The organism is Micromonospora globosa, assembly GCF_000717585.1.
In the GTDB taxonomy this organism is placed as follows: domain Bacteria; phylum Actinomycetota; class Actinomycetes; order Mycobacteriales; family Micromonosporaceae; genus Micromonospora; species Micromonospora aurantiaca.
The window spans coordinates 160,648-182,392 of the sequence record NZ_JNZR01000017.1; the positions used below are offsets into that span (position 1 = coordinate 160,648).

The following is a 21,745-nucleotide window of genomic DNA, read 5'->3' on the forward strand; positions in this document are numbered from 1 at the left end:
GATGGACACCGTCCTGATCGAGGGGGACATCACCGCCCAGCAGGTCGACGCGATAGTCAACGCCGCCAACTCGTCGCTGCTCGGCGGCGGGGGAGTGGACGGCGCGATCCACCGGCGCGGCGGGCCGGCGATCCTGGAGGAGTGCCGGGCGCTGCGCGCCTCCCGCTACGGGCGCGGGCTGCCCACCGGCCAGGCGGTCGCCACCACCGCCGGCAATCTGCCCGCGCGCTGGGTGGTGCACACTGCCGGCCCGGTCTTCTCGCCGCACGAGGACCGGTCCGCGCTGCTGCGCGACTGCTACGCCAACAGCCTGCGCGTCGCCGACGGGCTGGGCGCGACCCGGATCGCGTTCCCGCTGATCTCCGCCGGGATCTACGGCTGGCCGGTCGAGGACGCGGTGGCACAGGCGCTCAGCGTGCTGCACGCGGCCACCCCGGAGCACGTCGCCGAGGCACGGCTGGTGCTGTTCGGCGCCGACACGTACGCCACAGCGGTGCGGGTGGTCGCCGGGCTCAGGTGAGTTTGCGCCGGCACGACCACTGGCTGTCCACCGGCCGGTAGCCGAGCCGCTCGTTCACCGCCAGCATCGGCGCGTTCGCCTCGTCGTTCGAGGTGTACGCGGTGCGTACCCCGCGCGCCGCGGCGGCGTGCAGCGCGGCCTGCTTGGCCAGCCGGGCCAGCCCGCGCCTCCGGTACGCGGGCAGCGTGCCGGTGAAGTCCGACCACATCCGGTCGCCGTCCCGCTTCACCAGGCTGAGTGCGACCAGTTCGCCGTCCACCTCGGCGAGCATGCTCGCCTCCCGGTCCAGCCCCGGGTTGTCCCAGCACTCGTGCCGCCACAGGTCGAAGTCGAGCGAGTCCGTCGGCACGTCCCCCGGCTCGTCCCGGGACGACTCGGCGTCCACCCGATGCACCAGGCGGGGGTCGAGCCCGGCGGCGGACACCAGCCGTACGCCCGGCGGCGCCTGCGGCATCGGCGGGGCGGTGCTCAGGTCCAGCGCCGAGTAGCGCAGCTCCCGGCTGGGTGTGAAGCCGTGCCGCTGCGCGAACGGCAGCGACTCGGTACGCGCGTGGGTGAGCACCCGGGTGGACCCGAGCGTCCGCAGATGACCGAGCGCGGTGTCGAACAACGCGGTGCCGGTGCCGCGGCGACGATGCTCCGGGTGCACGTGCAGCGTGGCGATCTCGCCCACGCCGGGCGTCGACGTCTGCGTGTTGCGGTACGCCGACACCCAGCCCACGACCTGCCCGTCCGCCTCGGCGACCCAGGCCGCCCAGTCCTCGCCGGGCGGTGGTTCGGCGATCATGCGGCGGGTCGACTCGACGCCCCGCACCAGGTACGGGTAGACGAGCGCGCGCAACGCCACCACGGCGGGCGCGTCCTCGGCACGGGCGGGACGGATCAGGGCTCCACTCATCCGGCGGACCCTAGCCCCGCCGACGCCCGCGCCGCGACCGGTTAACGCGCGGTGGGCGGTCGCCCGGCGGGCTGTTAAGAAGGGCCCCCTCCTCTACCTGAGGCGTTAAGAGGGGGCCCTTCCTTACGCGGACTCGCGTAGCACCAGCTCGGTCGGCAGCACCAGCGCCTGCTCGACCTCCTCGCCCGCGGCGATGCGCAGCAGTTGCCGGGTCATCGACCGGCCCAGCTCCACTATCGGCTGCCGCACGGTGGTCAGCGGCGGCTCGGTGTAGGCGGCCGTCTCGATGTCGTCGAACCCGATCACCGCCACGTCCTCGGGCACCCGCCGCCCGGCCTCCCGCAGCGTGCGCAGGGCGGCGTGCGCCATCAGGTCGGAGGCGGCGAACACGGCGTCCAGCTCCGGGTCGGCGGCGAGCAGCTCGCGCATCGCGGCGGTGCCGGACTCCCGGGTGAAGTCGCCGTACGCGACCAGCTCCGGCAGCCCGGCGCCGGTGATCGCGTTGCGGTAGCCGATCAGCCGCTCGATCCCGGCGACCATGTCCTGCGGTCCGGCGATGGTGGCGATGCGCCGCCGTCCGCTCGCGATCAGGTGCTCGACCGCGGTGCTCACACCGCCGGTGTGGTCGACGTCCACGTACGGCACGTCGGCGCCGTCGAGCGGCCGGCCGCTGCACACCACCGGGATGCCGAGGCGGGCCAGCCGGCCGGGCAGCGGGTCCTCGCCGTGCAGCGAGGCGAACAGCACCCCGTCGACGTGCCGCCCGGTGGTGTACCGCTCGACCCGTTCGTGCCCGGCCGGCGAACCGGCGAGCATCAGCACGAGCTGCTTGTCCGCCGCCTCCAGCTCCTGTGCCGCGCCCCGGATGATGCCCGGGAACACCTGGTCGTCGGAGAAGACCCGGGTGGCCGCCTCGGGCATCACCAGCGCGACCGAGTCGGTCCGCTGGGTGACCAGGCTGCGGGCGGCGAGGTTCGGGACGTACCCGAGTTCCTCGACCGCCCGGCGTACCGCCTGCCGGATCGGCTCGGCGACTGTGGTCGAGCCGTTCACCACCCGGGAGACGGTGGCCCGGGACACGCCGGCCAGCCGGGCCACCGCCTCCAGGGTCGGTCGCTGTGCCGTCGTCATCCCCGTAACCACCACCTCGTCACAGCCCGTTCCGGGCGATCACCTCCTGGTACCAGCGGGCACTGCGCTTGGGTGTGCGCCGCTGGGTCAGGTAGTCGACGTGGACGATCCCGAACCGCTTCCGGTAACCCTCGGCCCATTCGAAGTTGTCCAGCACCGACCATACGAGATAACCACGCAGGTCCACGCCGCGGGCGATGGCTTCGTGCGCCGCGCGCAGGTGCCCGTCGAGGTAGGCGACCCGGTCGGCGTCGGCCACCCCGCCCTGCTCGTCGAGGTCGGTGTCGGGGAACGCCCCGCCGTTCTCGGTGATCATCAACGGTAGCCCGGGATAGTCGGCCGCGACGCGTTCCAGCAGCCGGGCCAGCCCGGCCGGCTCGATCGACCAGCCCATCTCGGTCAGCGGCCCGGCCGGCGGCAGGAACTCGACCGCCCCGGCGGTGCCCGGGTACGCGGCACCTCCCGTGCCGTCCGCCCGCCCGGCCACGTAGGTCGGCGCGTAGTAGTTCAGGCCGAGCAGGTCCAGCGGCGCGGCGATCAGCTTCTCGTCCCCGTCCCGGACGAAGTCCGGCGCGACGATCCGGCTGACGTGGGCCAGCACGTCCGCCGGGTAGCCGCCGCCGGTGAGCGGGTCCAGGAAGATCCGGTTGTGCAGGCCGTCGACCAGCCGGACCGCCTCGGCGTCAGCGGCGCTGCCCGCGTCCGCCGGCTGCACGTCGGCCAGGTTGAGCGTGATCCCGAGCGTCTCCGCGCCTGCCGCCCGCAGTGCCCGCGCCGCCAGGCCGTGGCCGAGCAGCAGATGGTGTACGGCCCGGAACGCGTCACCGGCGTCGCGGCGCCCCGGCGCGTGCACGCCCGAGCCGTACCCCAGGTAGGCCGAGCACCACGGCTCGTTGAGCGTGGTCCAGGTGCGCACCCGGTCGCCGAGACGGCCGTGCACGGCGAGCGCGTACTCGGCGAAGTGCTCGGCGGTCTCCCGGACGGTCCAGCCGCCCCGGTCCTCCAGCGCCTGCGGCAGGTCCCAGTGGTAGAGCGTGACGATCGGGTCGAGGCCGGCGTCCAGCAGCGCGTCGGTCAGCCGGTCGTAGAAGTCGAGCCCGCGCGGCTCGACCGGGCCGGTGCCGTCCGGCCGCACGCGGGGCCAGGACACCGAGAACCGGTACGCCCGCAGCCCCAGGTCGGCCATCAGCGCGACGTCCTCGGCGTACCGGTGGTAGTGGTCGCAGGCCACGTCGCCGGTGTGGCCCTGGAACACCGCGCCCGGCGTACGGCTGAAGGTGTCCCAGATCGACGGGCCGCGACCGTCCTCGCGTGCGGCGCCCTCGATCTGGTACGCGGCGGTGGCCCCGCCCCAGACGAAGCCCTCCGGGAATCGGACGTTGCTCATGCCTTGACCGCACCTTCCATGATGCCGCCGATGATCTGGCGGCCGAAGACGACGAACACCAGCAGCAGCGGCAGCGTGGCGATCGCCGTGCCGGTGAACACCTGCGACATGTCCTGGTAGTACCCGTCGGAGAGGGCCCGCAGCGACAGCTGCACCGTCGGGTTCTCCGGGTCGTTCAGCACCGCGTACGGCCACAGGAAGTCGTTCCAGGTGGTCATGAACGTGAGCAGGCCGAGGACGGCGGCGGCCGGGCGCAGCGCGGGCAGCACCACGTTCCAGTAGATCCGCGCGGTGTTGCAGCCGTCCATCCGCGCCGCCTCGATCAGCTCGGTGCTGACCGCCTGGCCCGCGTACTGGCGCATCATGAACACGCCGAAGCCGGTCACCAGCGCCGGCACGATCACGGCGGGCAGCCGGTCGTTCCAGTTCAGTTTCGTCATCAGCAGGTAGAGCGGGATCACGCCGAGCTGGGTGGGGACCATCATGGTGGCGACGATGACCAGCAGCAGCGCGTTGCGCCCGCGGAAGCGCAGCTTGGCGAACGCGAACCCGGCCAGCGTGGAGAAGAACACCACCGAGATCGTGACGGTGGTGGCCACGATCGCCGAGTTGATCAGGCCGGTCAGGAAGTACGCGTCGGTGTTGTCGAACAGCCGGGCGATGTTGGCGCCGAGGTTGCCGCCGGGCGTGAGCGGCGGCGGCACCTGCCCCATCGTGTCGCTGGTCCGGCTGGCCACCACGAACATCCAGTAGATCGGGAAGATCGACAGGATGGCCGAGAGCGTCAGCGCCAGGTAGGTGAGCCGGCTTGCCGACCAGAGGCGGGTCATCGGGAGACCTCCTTGCGGGAGCCGCCGCCGAGCCGGCGCAGGAGCAGGACGTTGATCGCCGCGACCACAGCGATGAGCGCGAACAGCAGCCAGGCGACTGCCGAGCCGTAGCCGAAGTTGTAGTGCGGCGCGAAGGCGTTCTCGAACATGTACATGGTCACCGTCTGCGACTCCCGCAGCGGCCCGCCGCGGATCGCGTTGGTGCCGGAGTTGAACATCCGCGGCTCGGTGAAGAGCTGGAGGCCGCCGATGGTGGAGATGATGACCGCGAAGATGATCGTCGGCTTGAGCAGCGGCACCGTGATGGACCAGAACTGCCGGGCCCGGCCGGCGCCGTCGATCGCCGCCGACTCGTACAGGTCGCGGGGGATGGCCTGCATGGCGGCCAGGAAGATCAGCGCGTTGTAGCCGGTCCAGCGCCAGTCGACCATCGTGGAGATGGCGACCCAGGCGGCGAACCGGTTCGCCTTCCAGTCGATCGCGTTGATCCCGACGTGGTCGAGCAGCCAGTTGATCATGCCGAACTCGCGGCCGAACAGCACCGCGAACACGATCGCCACGGCGGCGGTCGACGTGACGTTCGGGATCAGCACCGCCATCCGCCAGGTGGTACGGGCGCGCAGCTGCCGGTTGAGCAGGTTGGCCAGCCAGAGCGCTGCGAGCAGCTGGGGGACCGTGGAGATCACGAAGATGCCCAGCGTGTTGACGACCGAGTGCCAGAAGTCCGAGTCGGCGAGCAGCTGGGTGTAGTTGTCGAAGCCGATGAACGGGTGCTCGGCGCCGAGCAGGTCCCAGTCGTGCAGCGAGACCCAGAACGTGTACGCCAGCGGGTACGCCCCGAAGACGCCGAACAACAGGAAGAACGGGGCGATGAACAGGTACGGCGAGTACTTGGTGTCGATCCGGCTGAGCCGGTTGCCCAGGCCGGGACGGGTGGGGCGGGGTGCCGGTGCGACCGGCGGGCGGGCGTCGAGCTGGACGGCCATGACCCGGGACTCCTTTCCGCCGTGCGGGCGGCCCCCGTGGCCGGGTGGCCGCCCGCACGCGCTGCTCGGGTTACTTGGCGGCGGCCTTCTCGGCGTTGGCGACCGCGTCGGTCCAGCCCTGCTCCGGGGAGCGCTTGCCCAGCTCCACGCTGCGGACGGCGTTCTCGACCTCGGTGCGTACGGCCTGGTTCTTCGGTCCCATGTAGACCGGCTTCAGGCTCTTGGCGCCCTCGGCGAAGATCTTCCCGACCGGTGCCTCGGAGAAGTAGGCGTTCTTCGAGTCGATGATCGCCGGATCCTCCAGCGCCTGCGGGGACGAGGGCAGCGGGCCCTTCGCCTTGAACGCGCCGATCTGACCCTTGGCGCTGGTCAGGAACTTGGCCAGTTCGATCGCCTCGGCCTGGTGCTTGCTCTGCTTCGGCACGGCGAGGAACGAGCCGCCCCAGTTGCCGCCGTTGCCGGGGATCTGGGCGATGTCCCACTTGCCCTTGGCGGCGGCGCCGGCGTTGCCCTCGATCACGCCGGTCATCCAGGCCGGGCAGGCGATGGTGGCGAACTTCGACTGCTTGAACGCCGACACCCACTCCTCGGACCAGGAGCCGTACTTGCCGGACAGCCCTGAGTCGATGATGTCCATCGTGGTGTCGTACGCCTGCTTCACCGCCGGATTGCTGCCCACGACGAGGTTGTTGCCGGTGTCGTAGTAGCTGTAGCCGCTGCTGTTGCCGGCGGTCTGGAGCAGGATCGTGTTGAACGTGTTCGTCGCGGCGTCCAGGAACGAGGCGCCCGTCTTCTTCGCGGTGAACTGCTCGCCGACCTTGATGTAGTCCTGCCAGGTGGGCCAGAGCTTGGACACCGCGTCGCGGTCGGTGGGCAGGCCGGCCTTGGCGAACAGGTCCTTGCGGTAGCACATCGCCATGCCGCCGACGTCGGTGCCGAGGCCGATGAGCTGCTTGCCGTCGGCGGTGAGCCCCTGGTTCCACTTCCAGTCGAGGAAGTTGCCCTTCAGGTCGGCCGCGCCGTGGTCGAGCAGGTTGACGAAGTTCTGCGGGTTGGCCTTGTACTCGACGAGCAGGCCCTCCTCGATGGCCACCACGTCACCGGCGCCCTTGCCCGCGGCGAGCCACTGGGTGAGCTTCGGGGAGTACTCGTCGAGGTTGCCGCCGGTGCCCCGCTCGACGATCTTCACGCCGGGGTGGCTGGCCATGTACTCCTGGTAGAGATCGGCGTAACCGAACTGGCCGAAGACGTCGACGGTGAGTGTTATCGGCCCGTCGGCGGCGGCATCGTCGCCGCCGCCGCAGGCGGTGGTGCCGAGCAGTGCGGTGGCGGCCACCAGGGCCACCGCCGCCAGGCGGCGGCGCGTGAAGGTGAGCATGCTGTCCTGACCTCTCGGGTCGTCGAAACGGGTGGTGGAAGGCGGTTCCGGAACTTAGAGAGCGCTCTCACGACAGCGTGGTGGAGGGTCGTGGACCTTGTCAAGAGAGCGCTCTCAGAGGTGTCCGAAAAGAAGGAGAGGGGCGACCGTCGCCCCTCTCCGTCCGGTGCCCGTCGTCAGCCGACCCGCAGGCCGCCCAGCAGGGAACGGTCGCCCGCCACGTCCAGCGCGTCGAAGCTGATCCGGCCCATCAGCGCCAGCAGCAGATCGCTCGCCGTGCCGGCCACCTGCGCCCGCGCGCGGTGGTCGTCGTGGTCGAGGATCGTCGCGGTGTCCAGCAGCGCGACCCCCTCACCCCGCAACCGTAGGTACCACTCCTGCGCGGCATCGGTCGCGTTCAGCTGCACCACGCCGCGCCACTGCCCGGCATGCATCCGCCGTCCCGCCGGCAGCCAGGTGTCCAGCACCTCGCTCACCCCGTCGGCCGCGAGCTTCGCCTCGATCGGATCACCCGCACCGATCGCGAGCTGGGCGTCCCAGCGGTGCACGGCCGTCTCGTGCGCCAGCCGGCGTGGCCAGAAGACCGCCTTCTTCGGCTGCGGCGCGAAGTTCCAGGCCGGCGCCTCCGGGTCCGTCGCCTCCAGCAGCGCGCTGATCCGCTCGTACTCCTGCGTGAACCACTGCGCCGCGGTCAGGCCCGCCGGCGGCTCCGGGTCGTGCCGCTCCGGGCGGGTCGCGATGCCCGCGGTCAGCACGGTGCCCGCCCAGGCGTACGCGCGGGTCAGGTGATGAGCGAGATCGGTGACGGTCCAGCCGGGACAGGACAGCACGGGTGTCTCGGGCGGCGCCTCAGCCACCGCCGCGGCGAAGGCGGGGCCCTCCGTACGCAGCGCGCCGATCCAGAAGTCCTTCGTGTGGTGCAGTCTGCTCATCGCCATCCTCCCGGGGGTGACCGGGCCACCAGTGGGTGCTCCGGCTACCCCTCAGCCTAGGGTGAAAGGCGTGTCAGACGTCTACGCCGAACCGGCGACTGCCGGTGACCCGACCGATCCGGCCACCCTGGCGCGCTACACCACGCTCCGGCTCGGTGGCCCCGCCGGGCGGCTGGAGATCGCCGGCGACGCCGCCCAGATCGTACTGAAGGTGCAGGAAGCGGAAGCCCGGGAGCAGGCCGTGCTGGTGCTGGCGGGCGGTAGCAACGTCGTCATCGGCGACCAGGGCTTCCCCGGCACCGTCGTGCTCGTCCGCTCCCGGGGGTTCCGGACCGTCGCCGAGGACGGCGACACCGTCACGGTACGTGTCGAAGCCGGCGAGCCGTGGGACGACCTCGTCGCCGCCACCGTCGAGCGCGGCTGGTCCGGGCTGGAGTGCCTCTCCGGCATCCCCGGGTCGGCCGGCGCGACCCCGATCCAGAACGTCGGCGCGTACGGCCAGGAGGTCGCCGAGACGATCGTCGCAGTCGAGGCGTACGACCGGACGGAGCGCCGGGTGGTCCGGATCCCGGCGGCCGACTGCGGGTTCGTCTACCGGGGCAGCATCTTCAAGTACAGCGACCGCTGGGTGGTGCTCACCGTCGACTTCCGGCTCACCCGGTCCCCGCTGTCCGGCCCGGTCCGCTACGCCGAACTGGCCCGGGCGCTCGGCGTCGAGGTGGGCGACCGGGTGCCGCTCGCCGACGCCCGCGCCACCGTACGGAAACTGCGCGCCGGCAAGGGCATGGTGCTGGACGCGGCCGACCCGGACACCTGGTCGGTGGGCTCGTTCTTCACCAACCCGGTGCTGCCGGGCGAGGTGTTCGAGCAGGTACGGGAACGCGCTGCCGACCTGGGGGAGCCGCCGAACTGGCCGGGCGCCGACGGGGCGGTGAAGGTCAGCGCGGCGTGGCTGATCGACAAGGCCGGGTTCGGCAAGGGGTACGCGGGCCCGGAGGGCGTCGCCATCTCCAGCAAGCACACGCTGGCGCTCACGAACCGTTCCGGCACCGCCAGTACGGCCGCGCTGGTGGCGCTGGCTCGCGAGATCCGCGACGGCGTCCAGTCCCGCTTCGGCGTGACCCTCCACCCCGAGCCAGTCCTCATCAACTGCACCATCTGACCCCGCCTTCGCCCTGCCCCGCCTCACCCCCGCACGCCCTCGCGCGGCCCCGCCCGCCTCACCCCCGCGATCTTGCACTCCCGGCCCTCGAGGCAGGCGTTTTGACCTGTTTTACCGGGGCGGCAAGTGCAAGATCAACGCGCCGTGAGAGGGCTCGGCGGGGCTCGCCGAGAGCGGGGCTTCGCGGAAGGGCGGCTGACTGCCAGCGGCCAGGGGGCGCGGCGGGCGACGAGCGCGGGTGCGGTGCGGTTAGCGGGGGGCTACGGCGGGCCAAGGGAGCGTCAGGTAGCCGTGGCGCCACGTGCGGGGGGTGTCCTGGACCGGCCAGCCTGACTCCTTCACCGCCTCGACCGTCCGCAGCCATCGTTGCCGAGGGCCGAACGGGGCGTAGCCGGCGGCCGAGCGCCACGCCTGTTCCAGCGCCTGGATCAGGTCGTGGACGCGTTCACCCGGAACGTTGCGGTGGATCAGCGCCTTCGGCAGCCGCTCGGCGAGCGTGGCAGGGCTCTCCAGCGTGGTCAGCTTCGCCGACAGCGTGAGCGTGCGTGGGCCGGTGGCGTCGAGCAGCACCCAGGAGCCGAGCCGCCCCAGCTCGTCGCAGGTGCCCTCGACCAGCAGCCCGCCCGGCGCGAGCCGCCCGGTGACCGTGTGCCAGGCGTCGGCCACCTCGCTCTCGTCGTACTGGCGGAGCACGTTGAACGCCCGCACCAGCGCGGGACGCAGTCCGGCCAGCTCGAAGCCGCCCCTGGCGAACGTCAGCCCGGGCGGGTCGGCGGCGGGGCGGGCGGCGGCGACGCGTACCGGATCGATCTCCAGGCCGACCACCCGCACGTCGGCGCGGACCCCGGCCGCGAGACGGGCCCGCAGTTCGACGGGTGTGACCGGGGTGGCGCCGTAGCCCAGGTCCACCACGAGCGGGTCGGCGGCGGCTCGTAGCGCGTCGCCGCATGTCTCGACGATCCAGTTGTCCACCCGCCGGAGCCGGTTGGGGTTCGTCGTGCCCCGGGTGGCCACGCCGACCGGACGCTCCATTAGGACGTCCGGTGCACCTTGTGCTGCGCGGCCTGTGCCAGCGGGCGGACCACGAGCTGGTCGATGTTGACGTGGTGCGGGCGGGTCGCGCACCAGGCGACGCAGTCGGCCACGTCGTCCGCAACGAGCGGTTCGGCGACTCCGGCGTAGACCGCCTCGGCCCGGTCGGTGTCACCGCCGAAGCGCACCAGGCCGAACTCCTCGGTCTTCACCATGCCGGGGTCGATCTCGATCACCCGGACCGGGCGGCCGCACAGTTCGAGCCGGAGCGTGCCGGCGACGGCGGTCTGCGCGTGCTTGGCGGCCGTGTAGCCGCCGCCGCCCTCGTAGACCACGTGCCCGGCGGTGGAGCTGACGATCACGATCGTGCCGGCGCCGGAGCGCTCCAGCGCCGGGAGCAGCGCCTTGGTGACGCGTAGCGTGCCGAGCACGTTGACGTCGTACATCCATTGCCAGTCGCCCACGTCGGCCGTCTCGACCGGGTCCAGGCCGCGGGCGCCGCCGGCGTTGTTCACCAGCAGCGTGACCGGCCCGGGCGCGGCCTCGGCGGCGGCGGCCAGGCCGGCGACCGACTCGTCCGAGGTCACGTCGCAGGCCACCGCTGTCGCCGCGCCGCCGGCCGCCTCGATCTCCGCCACGAGCGCGGCCAGCCGGTCGGTACGCCGGGCGGCGGCCAGCACGTGGAATCCCTCGGCGGCGAGCCGGCGGGCGGTGGCCGCACCGATCCCGCTGGACGCCCCGGTGACGATGGCGACTGAAGTCATCCAGTCATTGTCTCCTGTCGCCGGGCCGGGCGGCGGGATGAGGTCCGTCACGCCCGGGACCCGGCGGAAAGCATTTCCGTACCCCGATGGGGAAGATGACATCCGGCACACGGGTTGACCGAGAAGCGCCGGTCGTGCGGGACGGCATCAACCGTGACAGAGGGAGCGGACGTGGCGGATTTGCACACCGGTGTCGGTCGTCAGCGAGGTGCCCTTCCGTGGCCGCGGCCCCGCCGTATCGCCACCCTGTCGGTGCACACGTCGCCGCTGCACCAGCCCGGCACGGGTGACGCGGGCGGCATGAACGTCTACATCCTGGAGGTTGCCCGGCGGCTGGCCGAGGCCGACGTCGAGGTGGAGATCTTCACCCGTGCCACCGCCGGTGACCTGCCCCCGGTGGTCGAGGTGGCGCCCGGCGTATCCGTCCGGCACGTCACCGCCGGACCGCTGGAAGGGCTGACCAAGGAGGAACTGCCGGGTCAGCTCTGCGCCTTCACCGCCGGGGTGCTGCGTGCCGAGGCGGCCCGCCCGCCGGGCCACTACGACCTGATCCACTCGCACTACTGGCTCTCCGGTCAGGTCGGGTGGCTGGCCAAGGAGCGCTGGGGCGTACCGCTGGTGCACACCGCGCACACGCTCGCCAAGGTCAAGAACGCCCGCCTCGCCGTCGGAGACCGTCCCGAGCCGAAGGCCCGGGTGATCGGCGAGGAGCAGGTGGTCACCGAGGCGGACCGGCTGGTCGCCAACACCCGGGTCGAGGCCCGCGACCTGCTCGACCGGTACGCGGCCGAGCCGGACCGGGTGGCGGTCGTGGAGCCCGGCGTCGACCTGGACCGGTTCCGTCCCGCCGCGGGCGACCGGGACGCCGCGACCCGGGCCGCGCGCCGCCGGCTCGGCCTGCCGACCGACGGGTACGTGGTCGCGTTCGTCGGCCGGATCCAGCCGCTGAAGGCGCCGGACGTGCTGGTCCGCGCCGCCGCCGCGCTGCGCGAACGGGATCCGGCGCTGGCCGGCGAGCTGACCGTGGTGATCTGCGGCGGTCCGAGCGGCACCGGCCTGGACCGGCCCACCGCGCTGATCGAACTCGCGCACGCGCTCGGCATCGCCGACCGGGTGCGTTTCCTCCCGCCGCAGACCGGCGCCGACCTGCCCGCCCTCTACCGGGCCGCGGACCTGGTCGCGGTGCCGTCGCACAACGAGTCGTTCGGGCTGGTCGCGCTGGAGGCCCAGGCGTGCGGCACGCCGGTGCTGGCCGCCGCCGTGGGCGGCCTGGTGACCGCGGTACGCGACGGCGTCAGCGGCATGCTCATCGACGGGCACGACCCGGTCGACTGGGCCCGCGCGCTGGCCCGGCTGCTGCCCGATCCGGTACGCCGTGCCGCGCTGGGCCGCGGCGCCGAGCGGCACGCCCGGGACTTCTCCTGGCACCGCACCGCCTCCGGCCTGCTCGCGGTCTACGGGGAGGCGATCACCGAGCACCGGGCCCGGCTGGCGCGGCGGTGCGGCGACCCGGCCCTGCTGTGCTCCTGGTGATCCGCCACCCGGCGGCCCCGGTACGCCGGTCGTAGAGTGGGTGCGATGAGCCGCAGGAGTGAGGTCGCCGCGCTGATCGAGTCCGTCTGCGCGGAGCGTGAGCTGGAGTGGGAGTCCACCGGCGAGGCGTCGTACGCGGTGACGCTGCCCGGCACGCACAAGCTCAAGACGATCTGCAACCTGATCGTGGGTGAGCACGCGCTGCGGGTCGAGGCGTTCGTGATGCGGCAGCCCGACGAGCGCCGCGAGGAGCTGTGGGCCTGGCTGCTCCAGCGCAACGCCCGCATGTACGGCGTCTCGTTCTCCATCGACTCGGTCGGCGACGTCTACCTGACCGGGCGGGTCAACCTGGCCGGGATCGACGCCGACGAGCTGGACCGGCTGCTCGGTTCCGTGCTGACGTACGCCGACGAGTCGTTCGACAGCATGCTGGAGATCGGCTTCGGCACCGCCATCCGCCGGGAGTGGGAGTGGCGGGTCAAGCGCGGTGAGTCGACAGCCAACCTGGCCGCGTTCGCGCACCTCTTCGAGCCCTCCGCCACTGCCGGATCGTCCGCCGGAGGTTCGGAGCCCTCCTGACGGGTATGCCGCCCCGCGCGGTGCGGAGCACTGGGACCCACCGCGGGCCGAGGACGGACTGTCGAGGAGCGTGTCCCATGGCTCAGCGCAACAGCTCAGGTCGCGGCACGACTGCGACCCGGACCAAGCGGCAAACAGGCAATCAGACGCCGAACACCCCGAGGGTGTCGGAGTCGGCGATCTCCCGGATGAAGGTCGACGACCTCCGCAGCCAGCTCAAACGGCGCGGGGTCTCGGGGATCTCCGCGCTGCGGAAGCCGGAACTGGTGAAGACCCTGGCGCGGACCATGCGCGGGGAGAGCGGCGCCGCCCGGCGGAGCACCGGCCCGGCCGGCCGGCCGTCGGCGACCCGCAAGAGCACCGCCGCCAAGAAGACCACTGCGGCGAAGCGGACCACGTCGGCCCGCCGCAGCGCCACGTCGCCGGCGAAGGCCGCGCCGGCCGCACGCGCCACCGGCGCCAGGGCCAAGGCGACGGGTACGCGCAAGGCGGCGCCCGCCCGAGCGAAGGCGACCTCGTCCCGCGCGAAGACGGCCTCGTCCCGCGCGAAGGCGACGCCGGCGCGTGCCAAGGCCGCCCCGGCTCGCGCGAAGGCGGCTCCGGCTCGCGCGAAGGCGACGCCGGCTCGGGCCAAGGCGGCTCCTTCGCGCGCCAAGGCGGCCCCGTCGCGGGCCAAGGCGGCGCCGGCTCGGAAGACGTCGTCCGCCCGGGCGCAGGCGGCGCCGACCCGTGGGCCGGCGTCCAGCCGGTCGATCGGATCGTCGCAGCTCATCACGTCCCTCGCGGACCGGCCGGAGCGTCCGGGCCGGAGCCTGGTCACCCGTAACCACGAGGTGATCCAGCGCTGGGCGCGGGCGCGGGGTGCGAAGCCCGCCACCATCGCGGGTACCGAGCGCGAGGGCCGGCCCGGGGTGCTGACGTTCAACATCCCCGGGTACCGGGAGAGCAGCCGGATCCGCGAGATCACCTGGGACGACTGGTTCCGCACGTTCGACCTGCGGCGGCTGAACCTGATCTACCAGGAGCAGATGCGGGACGGCCGGCAGAGCAACTTCTTCCGGACCGAGAACCCGAATCGCGAGGACGGCTGAGGTTTGCGGGAATGGCCGACGGGAACCCGGTGTTTGCCATTCCAGGGACGACAACACGGACAGCCGGGTTTCCGACACGGGCGCTGTGACGGGCAAGACAGCGATCTGGGTTGAATCCGGAATCCGGGCGAACTAACTTTATTGCACCGCGTCACGCTTGTTTACGTTCGGGGGAGCGGTGGATCGATCAGATCCGCGCAGGCGAGACGCGAAGATCGGGTGGAGCACGCCGTTGGGGGACGGTGCCACCCGTGGAACCGGCGGCGCGAGCGGGCGACGCTTACGGGGGTGAGTGTCGCCCGCCGCCGCCGGGCGTACGGTACGAGCGCCCATCTCGACGGGGGTCGAGGTGGGCGCTCTGCCGTTGTCTCCCCGAGCCCTCAGCAGCCCTCAGCGAACGGATTCGACCGGTTTCGCCGCCGCTGCCCGCAGCGCGGCGACCCGCCGCTCCCGGCGCGGTCCGGCGAGCAGGTGCCCGGCGGCGGCCAGCAGGCCGAGCGCGCCCACCACCAGCCAGTGCCGCTCGCCCAGGTGTTCCAGGCTGAGCCCGCCGAGCGCCGGCGCCACGAACGACGCGGCCGGGAACGTCAGGTAGAACACCGACTGGTAACGGGCGCGCAGGTCGGGTGGCGCGAGGTCCGCGTTGATCTGCGCGTTCGGCGGCGCGGCGAGCATCTGCCCGACCGTCCAGACCACCGCCGCGCCGAGGTAGAGCGGCAGCCCGTCGGCCACTGTGAGCGCGCCGAACCCGAGCGCCATCAGGCCGGTCGAGACGGCCAGCACGCTCGACTTCCGGTACGGCTCGATGAGCCGGGGCACGAACAACTGCCCGGCCACGATGAGCGCCCCGCCGAGCGCCACCACCAGCCCGTACGCCGACGGGCGCAGGCCGTCCTCGCGCATCGCCAGCGGCATGATCGTGGAGGTCTGCATGGTCAGCACGGCCAGCAGGAACGTCAGCCCGACGAACACCAGGAACGTGCGGTCGGTCAGCGCGGTGTGCAGCCCGGGACGGCGTCCCACCACCGCCCGTGGTGTGAGCGCCGGCCGCCGGGTGAGCGTCTCCGGCACCTTCAGCGCGATCACCACCGCCGCGGCCAGCGTGGCTCCGGCGTCGACCAGGAACAGCGCGGTGAAGCTCGCCTCGGCGAGGATGCCGGCCAGCAGCGAGGCCACCGCCATGCCCAGGTTGAACGCCCAGAACTGCAGGTTGAACGCGCGGGAGCGGCGCGCCTCGGGCACCACGTCCACGATGGCGGCCACGAACGCCGGGCTGGGCATCGAGTGCGCCACTCCGACCAGCGTGGCGAGTGCGGCGATCACCGCCAGGTGCGTGCTGAACGCCAGCGCCGCCATCAGCCCGGCGGCGGCGAGGCGGGCGGCGAGCAGCGTGGCCCGCCGTCCCCACCGGTCGGCCAGTACGCCGCCGAGCAGCGTCCCGGCCGCGCCGCCGATCCCGTACGCGCCGACCACCAGCCCGGCCAGCGACGGCGGTGCGCCCCGCGCGGCGGTCAGGTAGAGCGACAGGAACAGCAGCGCGAACGCGCCCGCCCGGTTGATCAGCAGACCGGACCAGAGGTACCAGAACGTGGCCGGTAGTCCGCCGGCCGTGTCGTCCCACCAGCGCCGCAGGCCGCGCACCCGTCCTCCAGGAAGGTTTCCTTACCGATTCCGTCCCGTACCGTATCCACCCGCCTCGGGGCGGCTGCGTCGGGGCGTACTCAGGAACCGGCCCGAACCGGCGCGGCGGGTGCGGTCGCAGCGGCCTCGCCCGACTCGGGCGCCGGGGAGGCGGTGACGGTGACCGGCGTGACCGGCGTGCCCACGGCGCGCAGCGCGACCGCGCGGCGCTCCCGGGCCGGGCCGGAGATCAGGTGGGCGACCGCCGCCACGACGCCGATGCCCGCGCAGCCGAGCCAGAGCGTGCTGTTGCCGGCGTTCTCCCGGACCAGGCCGCCCAGGATCGGCGCGGCGGCGCCGGCGAGCTGCCAGGACAGCGAGAAGACGCCCTGGTAGCGCCCGCGCAGCGCGGCCGGGGACAGCTCGGCGATCAGGGTGGCGTTGGACGGCGAGTTGAGCATCTCGCCGACGGTCCAGATCAGCACGGTCAGGCCGTAGAGCCAGACCGTGTCGGCGAACGCGGTGAGCCCGAACCCGGCGCCCATCACCAGCGCCGCGAGGGCCAGCACGTGCGAGCGGCTGCGGCCCTTGATGAGCCGGGGTACGAACAGCTGGCCGACCACGATGAGCACGCCGTTCAGTGCGATCACCGAGCCGTACGTGGCCGGGCTGAGCCCGGAGTCGCCCATCGCGATCGGCAGCATCGAGATGTGCTGGAGGAACACCAGCGCGGCGAGCAGGTTGAGCGCGACGAAGCCGAGGAACACCCGGTCGGCGAGGATGGTGCGCAGCGCCCCCGCCGGCGCCGGCATCCCCTTGACCGGGAGAGCGGTGACCGGGCCGCGGGTTTCGCCGACCTTGGCGAAGATGATCAGCGCGGTCACGAGTGTGGTGGTCGCGTTCACCAGGAACAGCAGCAGGTAGCTGCCCTGGGCGGCGAAGCCGGCGAGCACTGCGGCGCAGGCGAAGCCGAGGTTGATGGCCCAGTAGTTCAGCGAGAAGGCGCGCAGCCGGTCCTTGTCCGGCACGACGTCGACCATCATGGCGCCGAAGGCGGGGCGGGCCGCCTCGGCGAACGCGCCGAGCAGCAGCGCGCCGACTGCGACCGCCCAGAGCGGGCGGGCGAAGCCGAGCGCGATCATCATGCCCGCCGCGCCGACGTGCGCGGTGAGCAGCGTGGGCCGCCGTCCCCAGCGGTCGGTCAGGGTGCCGCCGATGGTGGTGCCGACCGCGCCGCCGGCGCCCCAGAGGCCGATCACCAGTCCGGCCTGGGAGGCGGAGAAGCCGCGTTCCTGGGTCAGGTAGATGGCCAGGAAGATCAGGACGAACGAGCCGAGCCGGTTGATCAGCGTGCCGGCCCAGAGGTACCAGAACGTCCGTGGCAGGCCACCGGCTGTGTCCTGGAACCAGCCCCGTACCGTCCGCATCCCGACGCCCCCCGCTTGGTAATGACCGACCTCTTTAAGACGCCTTACAACCTAGTGCCGGCCCGGAGCCGTGGTCATCAGGTTTTCCACGTGGTGGTCGTCACCACAGGTCGCCGCGTGTCCGCCCGCGCCGTACGGCAGGATGATCGGCATGACTGCGAGCGAGGGGCCCACCGTCGGGACGCTGGTCCTGCTGCGGCACGGCGAGAGCGACTGGAACGCCAAGAACCTCTTCACCGGCTGGGTCGACGTCGACCTGACCACCAAGGGGGAGACCGAGGCGCGGCGCGGCGGCGAGCTGCTGCGCGAGCACGACCTGCTGCCGGACGTGGTGCACACGAGCCTGATGCGCCGAGCCATCCGCACCGCCGAGCTGGCGCTGAACGCCGCCGACCGGCACTGGATCGCGGTACGCCGGTCGTGGCGGCTCAACGAACGCCACTACGGCGCCCTGCAGGGCAAGGACAAGAAGCAGACCCTCGACGAGTACGGCGAGGAGCAGTTCATGCTCTGGCGCCGCTCGTACGACACGCCGCCGCCGCCGATCGACGACGCGGACGAGTGGTCGCAGGTCGGCGACCCCCGGTACGCGCTGCTGCCGACCGAGCTGATGCCGCGCACCGAGTGCCTGAAGGACGTCGTCGACCGGATGCTGCCCTACTGGTACGACTCGATCGTGCCGGACATCCTGGCCGGCCGGACGGTGCTGGTGGCCGCGCACGGCAACTCGCTGCGCGCCCTGGTCAAGCACCTCGACCAGATCTCCGATGACGCGATCGCCAAGCTGAACATCCCCACCGGCATCCCGCTGCGCTACGACCTGGACGCCGACCTGCGCCCGCAGGTGCTCGGCGGGACGTACCTGGACCCGGACGCGGCGAAGGCTGCCGCCGCCGCGGTCGCCAACCAGGGCCGCTGAGCTTGGGTGTAAGGAAGGGCCCCTTTTTAACGCCTGCGGTAGAGGAAGGGCCCCTTATTAACACTGAGTGTTAATAAGGGGCCCTTCCTTGCACAGGGTCAGGCGGACGTGGAACCGGTGATCAGGTAGACCACGTGCTCGCCCGCGTTCACCGCGTGGTCGGCGAAACGCTCGTAGAAGCGACCCAGCAGCGTCGCGTCGATCGCCGTCTCCACCCCGTACGGCCAGTCGTCGCCGAGCAGCACGCCGAACAGGCTCTTGTGCAGGTCGTCCATCGCGTCGTCGTCGCTGTCCAGTTCGGCGGCCACGTCGGCGTCCGGCTTGGCCAGCACCGAGCCGATCTTCTCGGCCATCCGGTCGGCGATCCCGGCCATGTCGGTGAAGACCGGCCGCAACTCGGCCGGCACCGCCGGGGACGGGTGGCGGCGCAGCGCCGTCTTCGCCACGTGGTCGGCCAGGTCGCCCATCCGTTCCAGATCGGCTGCCACGTGCAACGCGGTGATCATCGCCCGCAGGTCGGAGGCGACCGGCGCCTGCCGGGCCAGCAGGTCACAGACCCGCTCCTCCACGTGCCGGTAGAGGTCGTCGATCTCGGCGTCCCGCGCGATCACCGTCTCGGCGGCCGTCCGGTCGGCGGTGAGCAGCGCCTTGGTGGCCTGCCGCATGGCCGCGCGTACCGCCTCGGCCATGTCCACCAGCAACTGGCTGACAATCTGCAGGTCGGCCCGGAACTCGTCGCGCATCGTCACTTCCTGGGGTCGGTGGCCGCCACCCCCATGGGGTACGGCAGGAGCAGGTGCGCGCCCCACGCTAGGCCGAACGGTCGGCACCAGGGTGAACGCGGATGAACGACGCGGGGCCCACAGGTGAACTTTGCCGAAAGCGAGAGTGGTTCGTCCCTTTGTGCCCGATACCCGGGTTAACAATGACCCTACGATCGCCGGGTGGAATGGGCGGTGGCCGTCGTGGTGGCCGGAGCACTGGTGACCGGACTGGTCGCCGGGGCGCTGCTGTCCGGACCCGTTGACGAATGGCGGCGCCGCCGGGCGTCGCGGGGCGGCGGGCTCCTCCGTCGTGACGCAGGGAGGACGACCATTCCGGACGACCAGCAGGGGGGCCTATCCGGGCTCGGCCGCAAGACGATCGACTCGCTGCGCGCAGGCGTGGTGGTGCTCGGCCCGGACGACGTGCCGGTGCTGGTGAACCCCGCCGCCCGGGCGATGGGACTGCTCCGTACCGGGGCGACGCCGGGGTCGATCGCGGCGCACCCGTTGATCCGTACCCTCGCCGGGCAGGTCCGCCGCACGGGCGTGCGGCGCGAGATAGAGCTGGACCTGCCCCGGGGCCGCGACGGCGGCGGGGACAACCCGCTCGGCGTGCACCTGCGGGCGATGGGACTGGGCTCCGGCTACATCTCGATCGAGGCGGTCGACGTCACCGAGTCGCACCGTCTCGCGCGGGTACGCCGGGACTTCGTCGCGAACGTCAGCCACGAGCTGAAGACGCCGATCGGTGCGCTGCAACTGCTCGCCGAGGCGCTCGTCGACGCCACCGAACCGGCCGCCGACGGCGCGCCCGACCTGTCCGAGGACCTGGTCGCCGCGCGGCGGTTCGCCGAGCGGATCCAGCACGAGTCGACCCGGCTCGGCCGCCTCGTGCAGGAGCTGCTGGAACTGACCCGCCTCCAGGGCGCCGAACCGCAGCCCGCGCCCGAGCCGGTCTCGGTGGACTGGGTGCTCGCCGAGGTCGTCGACCGGACCCGCACCGCGGCCACCGCGCGCCGGGTGGAGATCGCCGTGGGTGGGCAGCGGGGCCTGACCGTGTACGGGAGTGACAGCCAACTCGCCACCGCTGTGGCGAACCTGGTGGAGAACGCGATCAACTACTCCGGCGAGGACACCACGGTCCGGGTGACAGTCACCGGCACCGAGGAACACGTCGAGATCGCCGTGGCCGACCAGGGCATCGGCATCGCCCCGAACGAGGTCGACCGGATCTTCGAGCGCTTCTACCGGGCCGACCAGGCCCGCTCCCGGTCCACCGGTGGCACCGGCCTGGGCCTGGCCATCGTCAAACACATCGCCAGCAACCATGGCGGCCGGGTGGACGTGTCGAGCACCCTTGGTGGGGGGTCGACGTTCACTCTCCGGCTGCCCGCACGCCCCCCGGACGACCTGGAGGCGACACTCGCCTCCGCTGGGATCGAGGCCGGCCCGGCCGAGCTCCGGCAGGTCTGACCACAGGAAAGGAAACACCCGTTGAGCCGCGTACTGGTGGTCGAGGACGAGGAGTCGTTCTCCGACGCCCTGTCCTACATGCTCCGCAAGGAGGGGTTCGAGGTCTCCGTCGCCGCGACGGGCCCCGCCGCCCTCACCGAGTTCGACCGGACCGGCGCCGACATCGTGCTGCTCGACCTGATGCTGCCGGAGATGTCCGGTACCGAGGTCTGCCGGCAGCTCCGCCAGCGCTCGCACGTGCCGATCATCATGGTCACCGCGCGGGACAGCGAGATCGACAAGGTGGTCGGCCTGGAGATCGGCGCCGACGACTACGTGACCAAGCCGTACTCGCCGCGCGAACTGGTCGCCCGCATCCGGGCGGTGCTGCGCCGGCAGAGCGCCGAGTCGAACGAGACGGGCGCGCCGACGCTCGCCGCCGGCCCGGTCCGGATGGACATCGAACGGCACGTGGTGACCGTCGGCGGCGCTGGGGTGCAGCTCCCGCTCAAGGAGTTCGAGCTGCTGGAGCTGCTGCTGCGCAACGCCGGGCGGGTGCTCACCCGGGGGCAGTTGATCGACCGGGTCTGGGGCGCCGACTACGTGGGCGACACCAAGACGCTGGACGTGCACGTGAAGCGGCTGCGCTCCAAGATCGAGCCGGAGCCGTCCGCCCCGCGCTACATCGTCACGGTCCGGGGCCTGGGCTACAAGTTCGAGCCCTGATCCCCCTTCCCCCCCCGGCCGCCCTATCCCGCCGCCCCACCCTCGCCGATCTTGGAGTTGTGGCGCCACGACATGCCCGCTTTGGCACGCTTCGCGAGGCACCACAACTCCAAGATCGCCGGGTCGGCGCGGGACAGTGGCCAGCTCCCGCCGACCCCCGGGCAGGACCCGCCCAAGCCCCCCGGCCCCACCCGCCGATCTTGCACTTAGGTACCCGGCAAACCGCGTGAATGGGACACCTGAAGGGCTCGAACTGCAAGATCGCGCAGGCGAGCCGCGCGGCGCTTCACCCCCGCCCCCGAGCCGGTCTCGGGGTCGCGTCGATCATGAACTTGGCGGCGGTCGGTGTCCGTTTTGTCGCCGCTAACCTCATGATCGACGGTGGGGCCGAGCGCGTGAACCTCGCGTCGTGTCGGGCGGCAGGGTGGCGGCTGCCGTGCGGGGTGCCCCCACCGGGCGATCATCGCGCTGGGCTCGGCGCCTGATCCCGACTCCCGGTGGAGTGGTGCTGGGGGTGCAGGTGGTGCTGGTGGGAGGGTCCGGGGGTGCGGCGAGGTGCGGGGCGCGGGAGTGTCGTGCCGGTGTGGGCGGGGGTGTCCGGTTCGGGGGTGGTG

The 21,745-nt window shown here is 72.3% G+C and carries 20 protein-coding genes; 8 read left to right on the top strand and 12 right to left on the bottom strand.

Features of this window, described 5'->3' with window-relative positions:
* Position 1: 1 nt before the first annotated feature.
* Positions 2–520 (top strand): O-acetyl-ADP-ribose deacetylase, encoded by a 519-nt coding sequence (locus IF06_RS0117175; protein WP_030272180.1) that lies wholly within the window; start codon positions 2–4, stop codon positions 518–520.
* On the opposite strand, the gene IF06_RS0117180 is transcribed toward IF06_RS0117175, so the two are convergent.
* The 7 genes from IF06_RS0117180 to IF06_RS0117210 all read right to left on the bottom strand — a co-directional run bounded on the left by IF06_RS0117180 (position 513) and on the right by IF06_RS0117210 (position 8,062).
* Positions 513–1,418 carry a GNAT family N-acetyltransferase gene (locus tag IF06_RS0117180; protein WP_030272182.1) on the bottom strand — a complete coding sequence of 302 codons (906 nt, stop codon included), beginning with the start codon at positions 1,416–1,418 and terminating at the stop codon, positions 513–515. The genes IF06_RS0117175 and IF06_RS0117180 overlap by 8 nt on opposite strands.
* 123 nt (positions 1,419–1,541) lie before the next feature.
* Entirely contained in the window at positions 1,542–2,549 is a 1,008-nt protein-coding gene (locus IF06_RS0117185) for a LacI family DNA-binding transcriptional regulator (RefSeq protein WP_030272184.1), read from the bottom strand.
* 19 nt (positions 2,550–2,568) lie between these two features.
* Entirely contained in the window at positions 2,569–3,936 is a 1,368-nt protein-coding gene (locus IF06_RS0117190; RefSeq protein WP_013288791.1) for a GH1 family beta-glucosidase, read from the bottom strand.
* Positions 3,933–4,766 (bottom strand): carbohydrate ABC transporter permease, encoded by an 834-nt coding sequence (locus IF06_RS0117195; protein WP_013288790.1) that lies wholly within the window; start codon positions 4,764–4,766, stop codon positions 3,933–3,935. Before IF06_RS0117195 ends, IF06_RS0117190 begins: the two co-directional genes overlap by 4 nt.
* Complete coding sequence (locus tag IF06_RS0117200) at positions 4,763–5,752, bottom strand: carbohydrate ABC transporter permease (protein WP_013288789.1); 990 nt, start codon at positions 5,750–5,752, stop codon at positions 4,763–4,765. Before IF06_RS0117200 ends, IF06_RS0117195 begins: the two co-directional genes overlap by 4 nt.
* A gap of 70 nt (positions 5,753–5,822) precedes the next feature.
* Complete coding sequence (locus tag IF06_RS0117205; RefSeq protein ID WP_013288788.1) at positions 5,823–7,130, bottom strand: extracellular solute-binding protein; 1,308 nt, start codon at positions 7,128–7,130, stop codon at positions 5,823–5,825.
* 176 nt (positions 7,131–7,306) lie between these two features.
* A complete protein-coding gene (locus IF06_RS0117210; protein WP_013475131.1) occupies positions 7,307–8,062 on the bottom strand; it encodes a maleylpyruvate isomerase family mycothiol-dependent enzyme in 756 nt (251 codons plus the stop codon).
* Between the two features lie 70 nt (positions 8,063–8,132).
* Here IF06_RS0117210 and IF06_RS0117215 point away from each other — a divergent pair, with 70 nt between their 5' ends.
* Positions 8,133–9,224, top strand: a complete 1,092-nt coding sequence (locus IF06_RS0117215; RefSeq protein WP_013475132.1) for a UDP-N-acetylmuramate dehydrogenase — start codon at positions 8,133–8,135, stop codon at positions 9,222–9,224.
* A 249-nt stretch (positions 9,225–9,473) separates the two neighbouring features.
* On the opposite strand, the gene IF06_RS0117220 is transcribed toward IF06_RS0117215, so the two are convergent.
* Positions 9,474–10,256: a hypothetical protein gene (locus IF06_RS0117220; RefSeq protein ID WP_030272187.1), complete on the bottom strand. Its 783-nt coding sequence runs from the start codon at positions 10,254–10,256 to the stop codon at positions 9,474–9,476.
* Positions 10,256–11,020 (bottom strand): SDR family NAD(P)-dependent oxidoreductase, encoded by a 765-nt coding sequence (locus tag IF06_RS0117225; RefSeq protein WP_030272189.1) that lies wholly within the window; start codon positions 11,018–11,020, stop codon positions 10,256–10,258. Before IF06_RS0117225 ends, IF06_RS0117220 begins: the two co-directional genes overlap by 1 nt.
* Before the next feature lie 171 nt (positions 11,021–11,191).
* On the opposite strand from IF06_RS0117225, the gene mshA reads away from it, so the two are divergent.
* The 3 genes from mshA to IF06_RS0117240 all read left to right on the top strand — a co-directional run bounded on the left by mshA (position 11,192) and on the right by IF06_RS0117240 (position 14,223).
* A complete protein-coding gene (gene mshA, locus IF06_RS0117230) occupies positions 11,192–12,553 on the top strand; it encodes a D-inositol-3-phosphate glycosyltransferase (RefSeq protein WP_013288783.1) in 1,362 nt (453 codons plus the stop codon).
* Positions 12,554–12,598: 45 nt separating this feature from the next.
* Positions 12,599–13,132, top strand: a complete 534-nt coding sequence (locus tag IF06_RS0117235; protein WP_013288782.1) for a YbjN domain-containing protein — start codon at positions 12,599–12,601, stop codon at positions 13,130–13,132.
* A 188-nt stretch (positions 13,133–13,320) separates the two neighbouring features.
* On the top strand, positions 13,321–14,223 hold the full coding sequence (locus IF06_RS0117240; protein ID WP_232236701.1) for a hypothetical protein: 903 nt from the start codon (positions 13,321–13,323) through the stop codon (positions 14,221–14,223).
* Between the two features lie 390 nt (positions 14,224–14,613).
* Here the strand turns inward: IF06_RS0117240 and IF06_RS0117245 are convergent, their stop codons facing one another.
* Positions 14,614–15,864, bottom strand: coding sequence for an MFS transporter (locus IF06_RS0117245; protein ID WP_030272193.1), 1,251 nt, complete (start codon positions 15,862–15,864; stop codon positions 14,614–14,616).
* 80 nt (positions 15,865–15,944) lie between these two features.
* Positions 15,945–17,270, bottom strand: a complete 1,326-nt coding sequence (locus tag IF06_RS0117250; RefSeq protein ID WP_013288779.1) for an MDR family MFS transporter — start codon at positions 17,268–17,270, stop codon at positions 15,945–15,947.
* A 151-nt stretch (positions 17,271–17,421) separates the two neighbouring features.
* Here IF06_RS0117250 and IF06_RS0117260 point away from each other — a divergent pair, with 151 nt between their 5' ends.
* On the top strand, positions 17,422–18,189 hold the full coding sequence (locus IF06_RS0117260) for a phosphoglyceromutase (protein ID WP_013475136.1): 768 nt from the start codon (positions 17,422–17,424) through the stop codon (positions 18,187–18,189).
* A 98-nt stretch (positions 18,190–18,287) separates the two neighbouring features.
* Here the strand turns inward: IF06_RS0117260 and phoU are convergent, their stop codons facing one another.
* Entirely contained in the window at positions 18,288–18,932 is a 645-nt protein-coding gene (gene phoU, locus IF06_RS0117265) for a phosphate signaling complex protein PhoU (RefSeq protein ID WP_013288777.1), read from the bottom strand.
* Between the two features lie 201 nt (positions 18,933–19,133).
* Between phoU and IF06_RS0117270 the strand changes: the two genes are divergently transcribed.
* Together IF06_RS0117270 and IF06_RS0117275 are read left to right on the top strand one after the other, a co-directional pair.
* Positions 19,134–20,426, top strand: coding sequence for a sensor histidine kinase (locus tag IF06_RS0117270; RefSeq protein ID WP_030272196.1), 1,293 nt, complete (start codon positions 19,134–19,136; stop codon positions 20,424–20,426).
* Between the two features lie 21 nt (positions 20,427–20,447).
* A complete protein-coding gene (locus tag IF06_RS0117275; RefSeq protein ID WP_030272198.1) occupies positions 20,448–21,131 on the top strand; it encodes a response regulator transcription factor in 684 nt (227 codons plus the stop codon).
* Positions 21,132–21,745 lie beyond the last annotated feature (614 nt).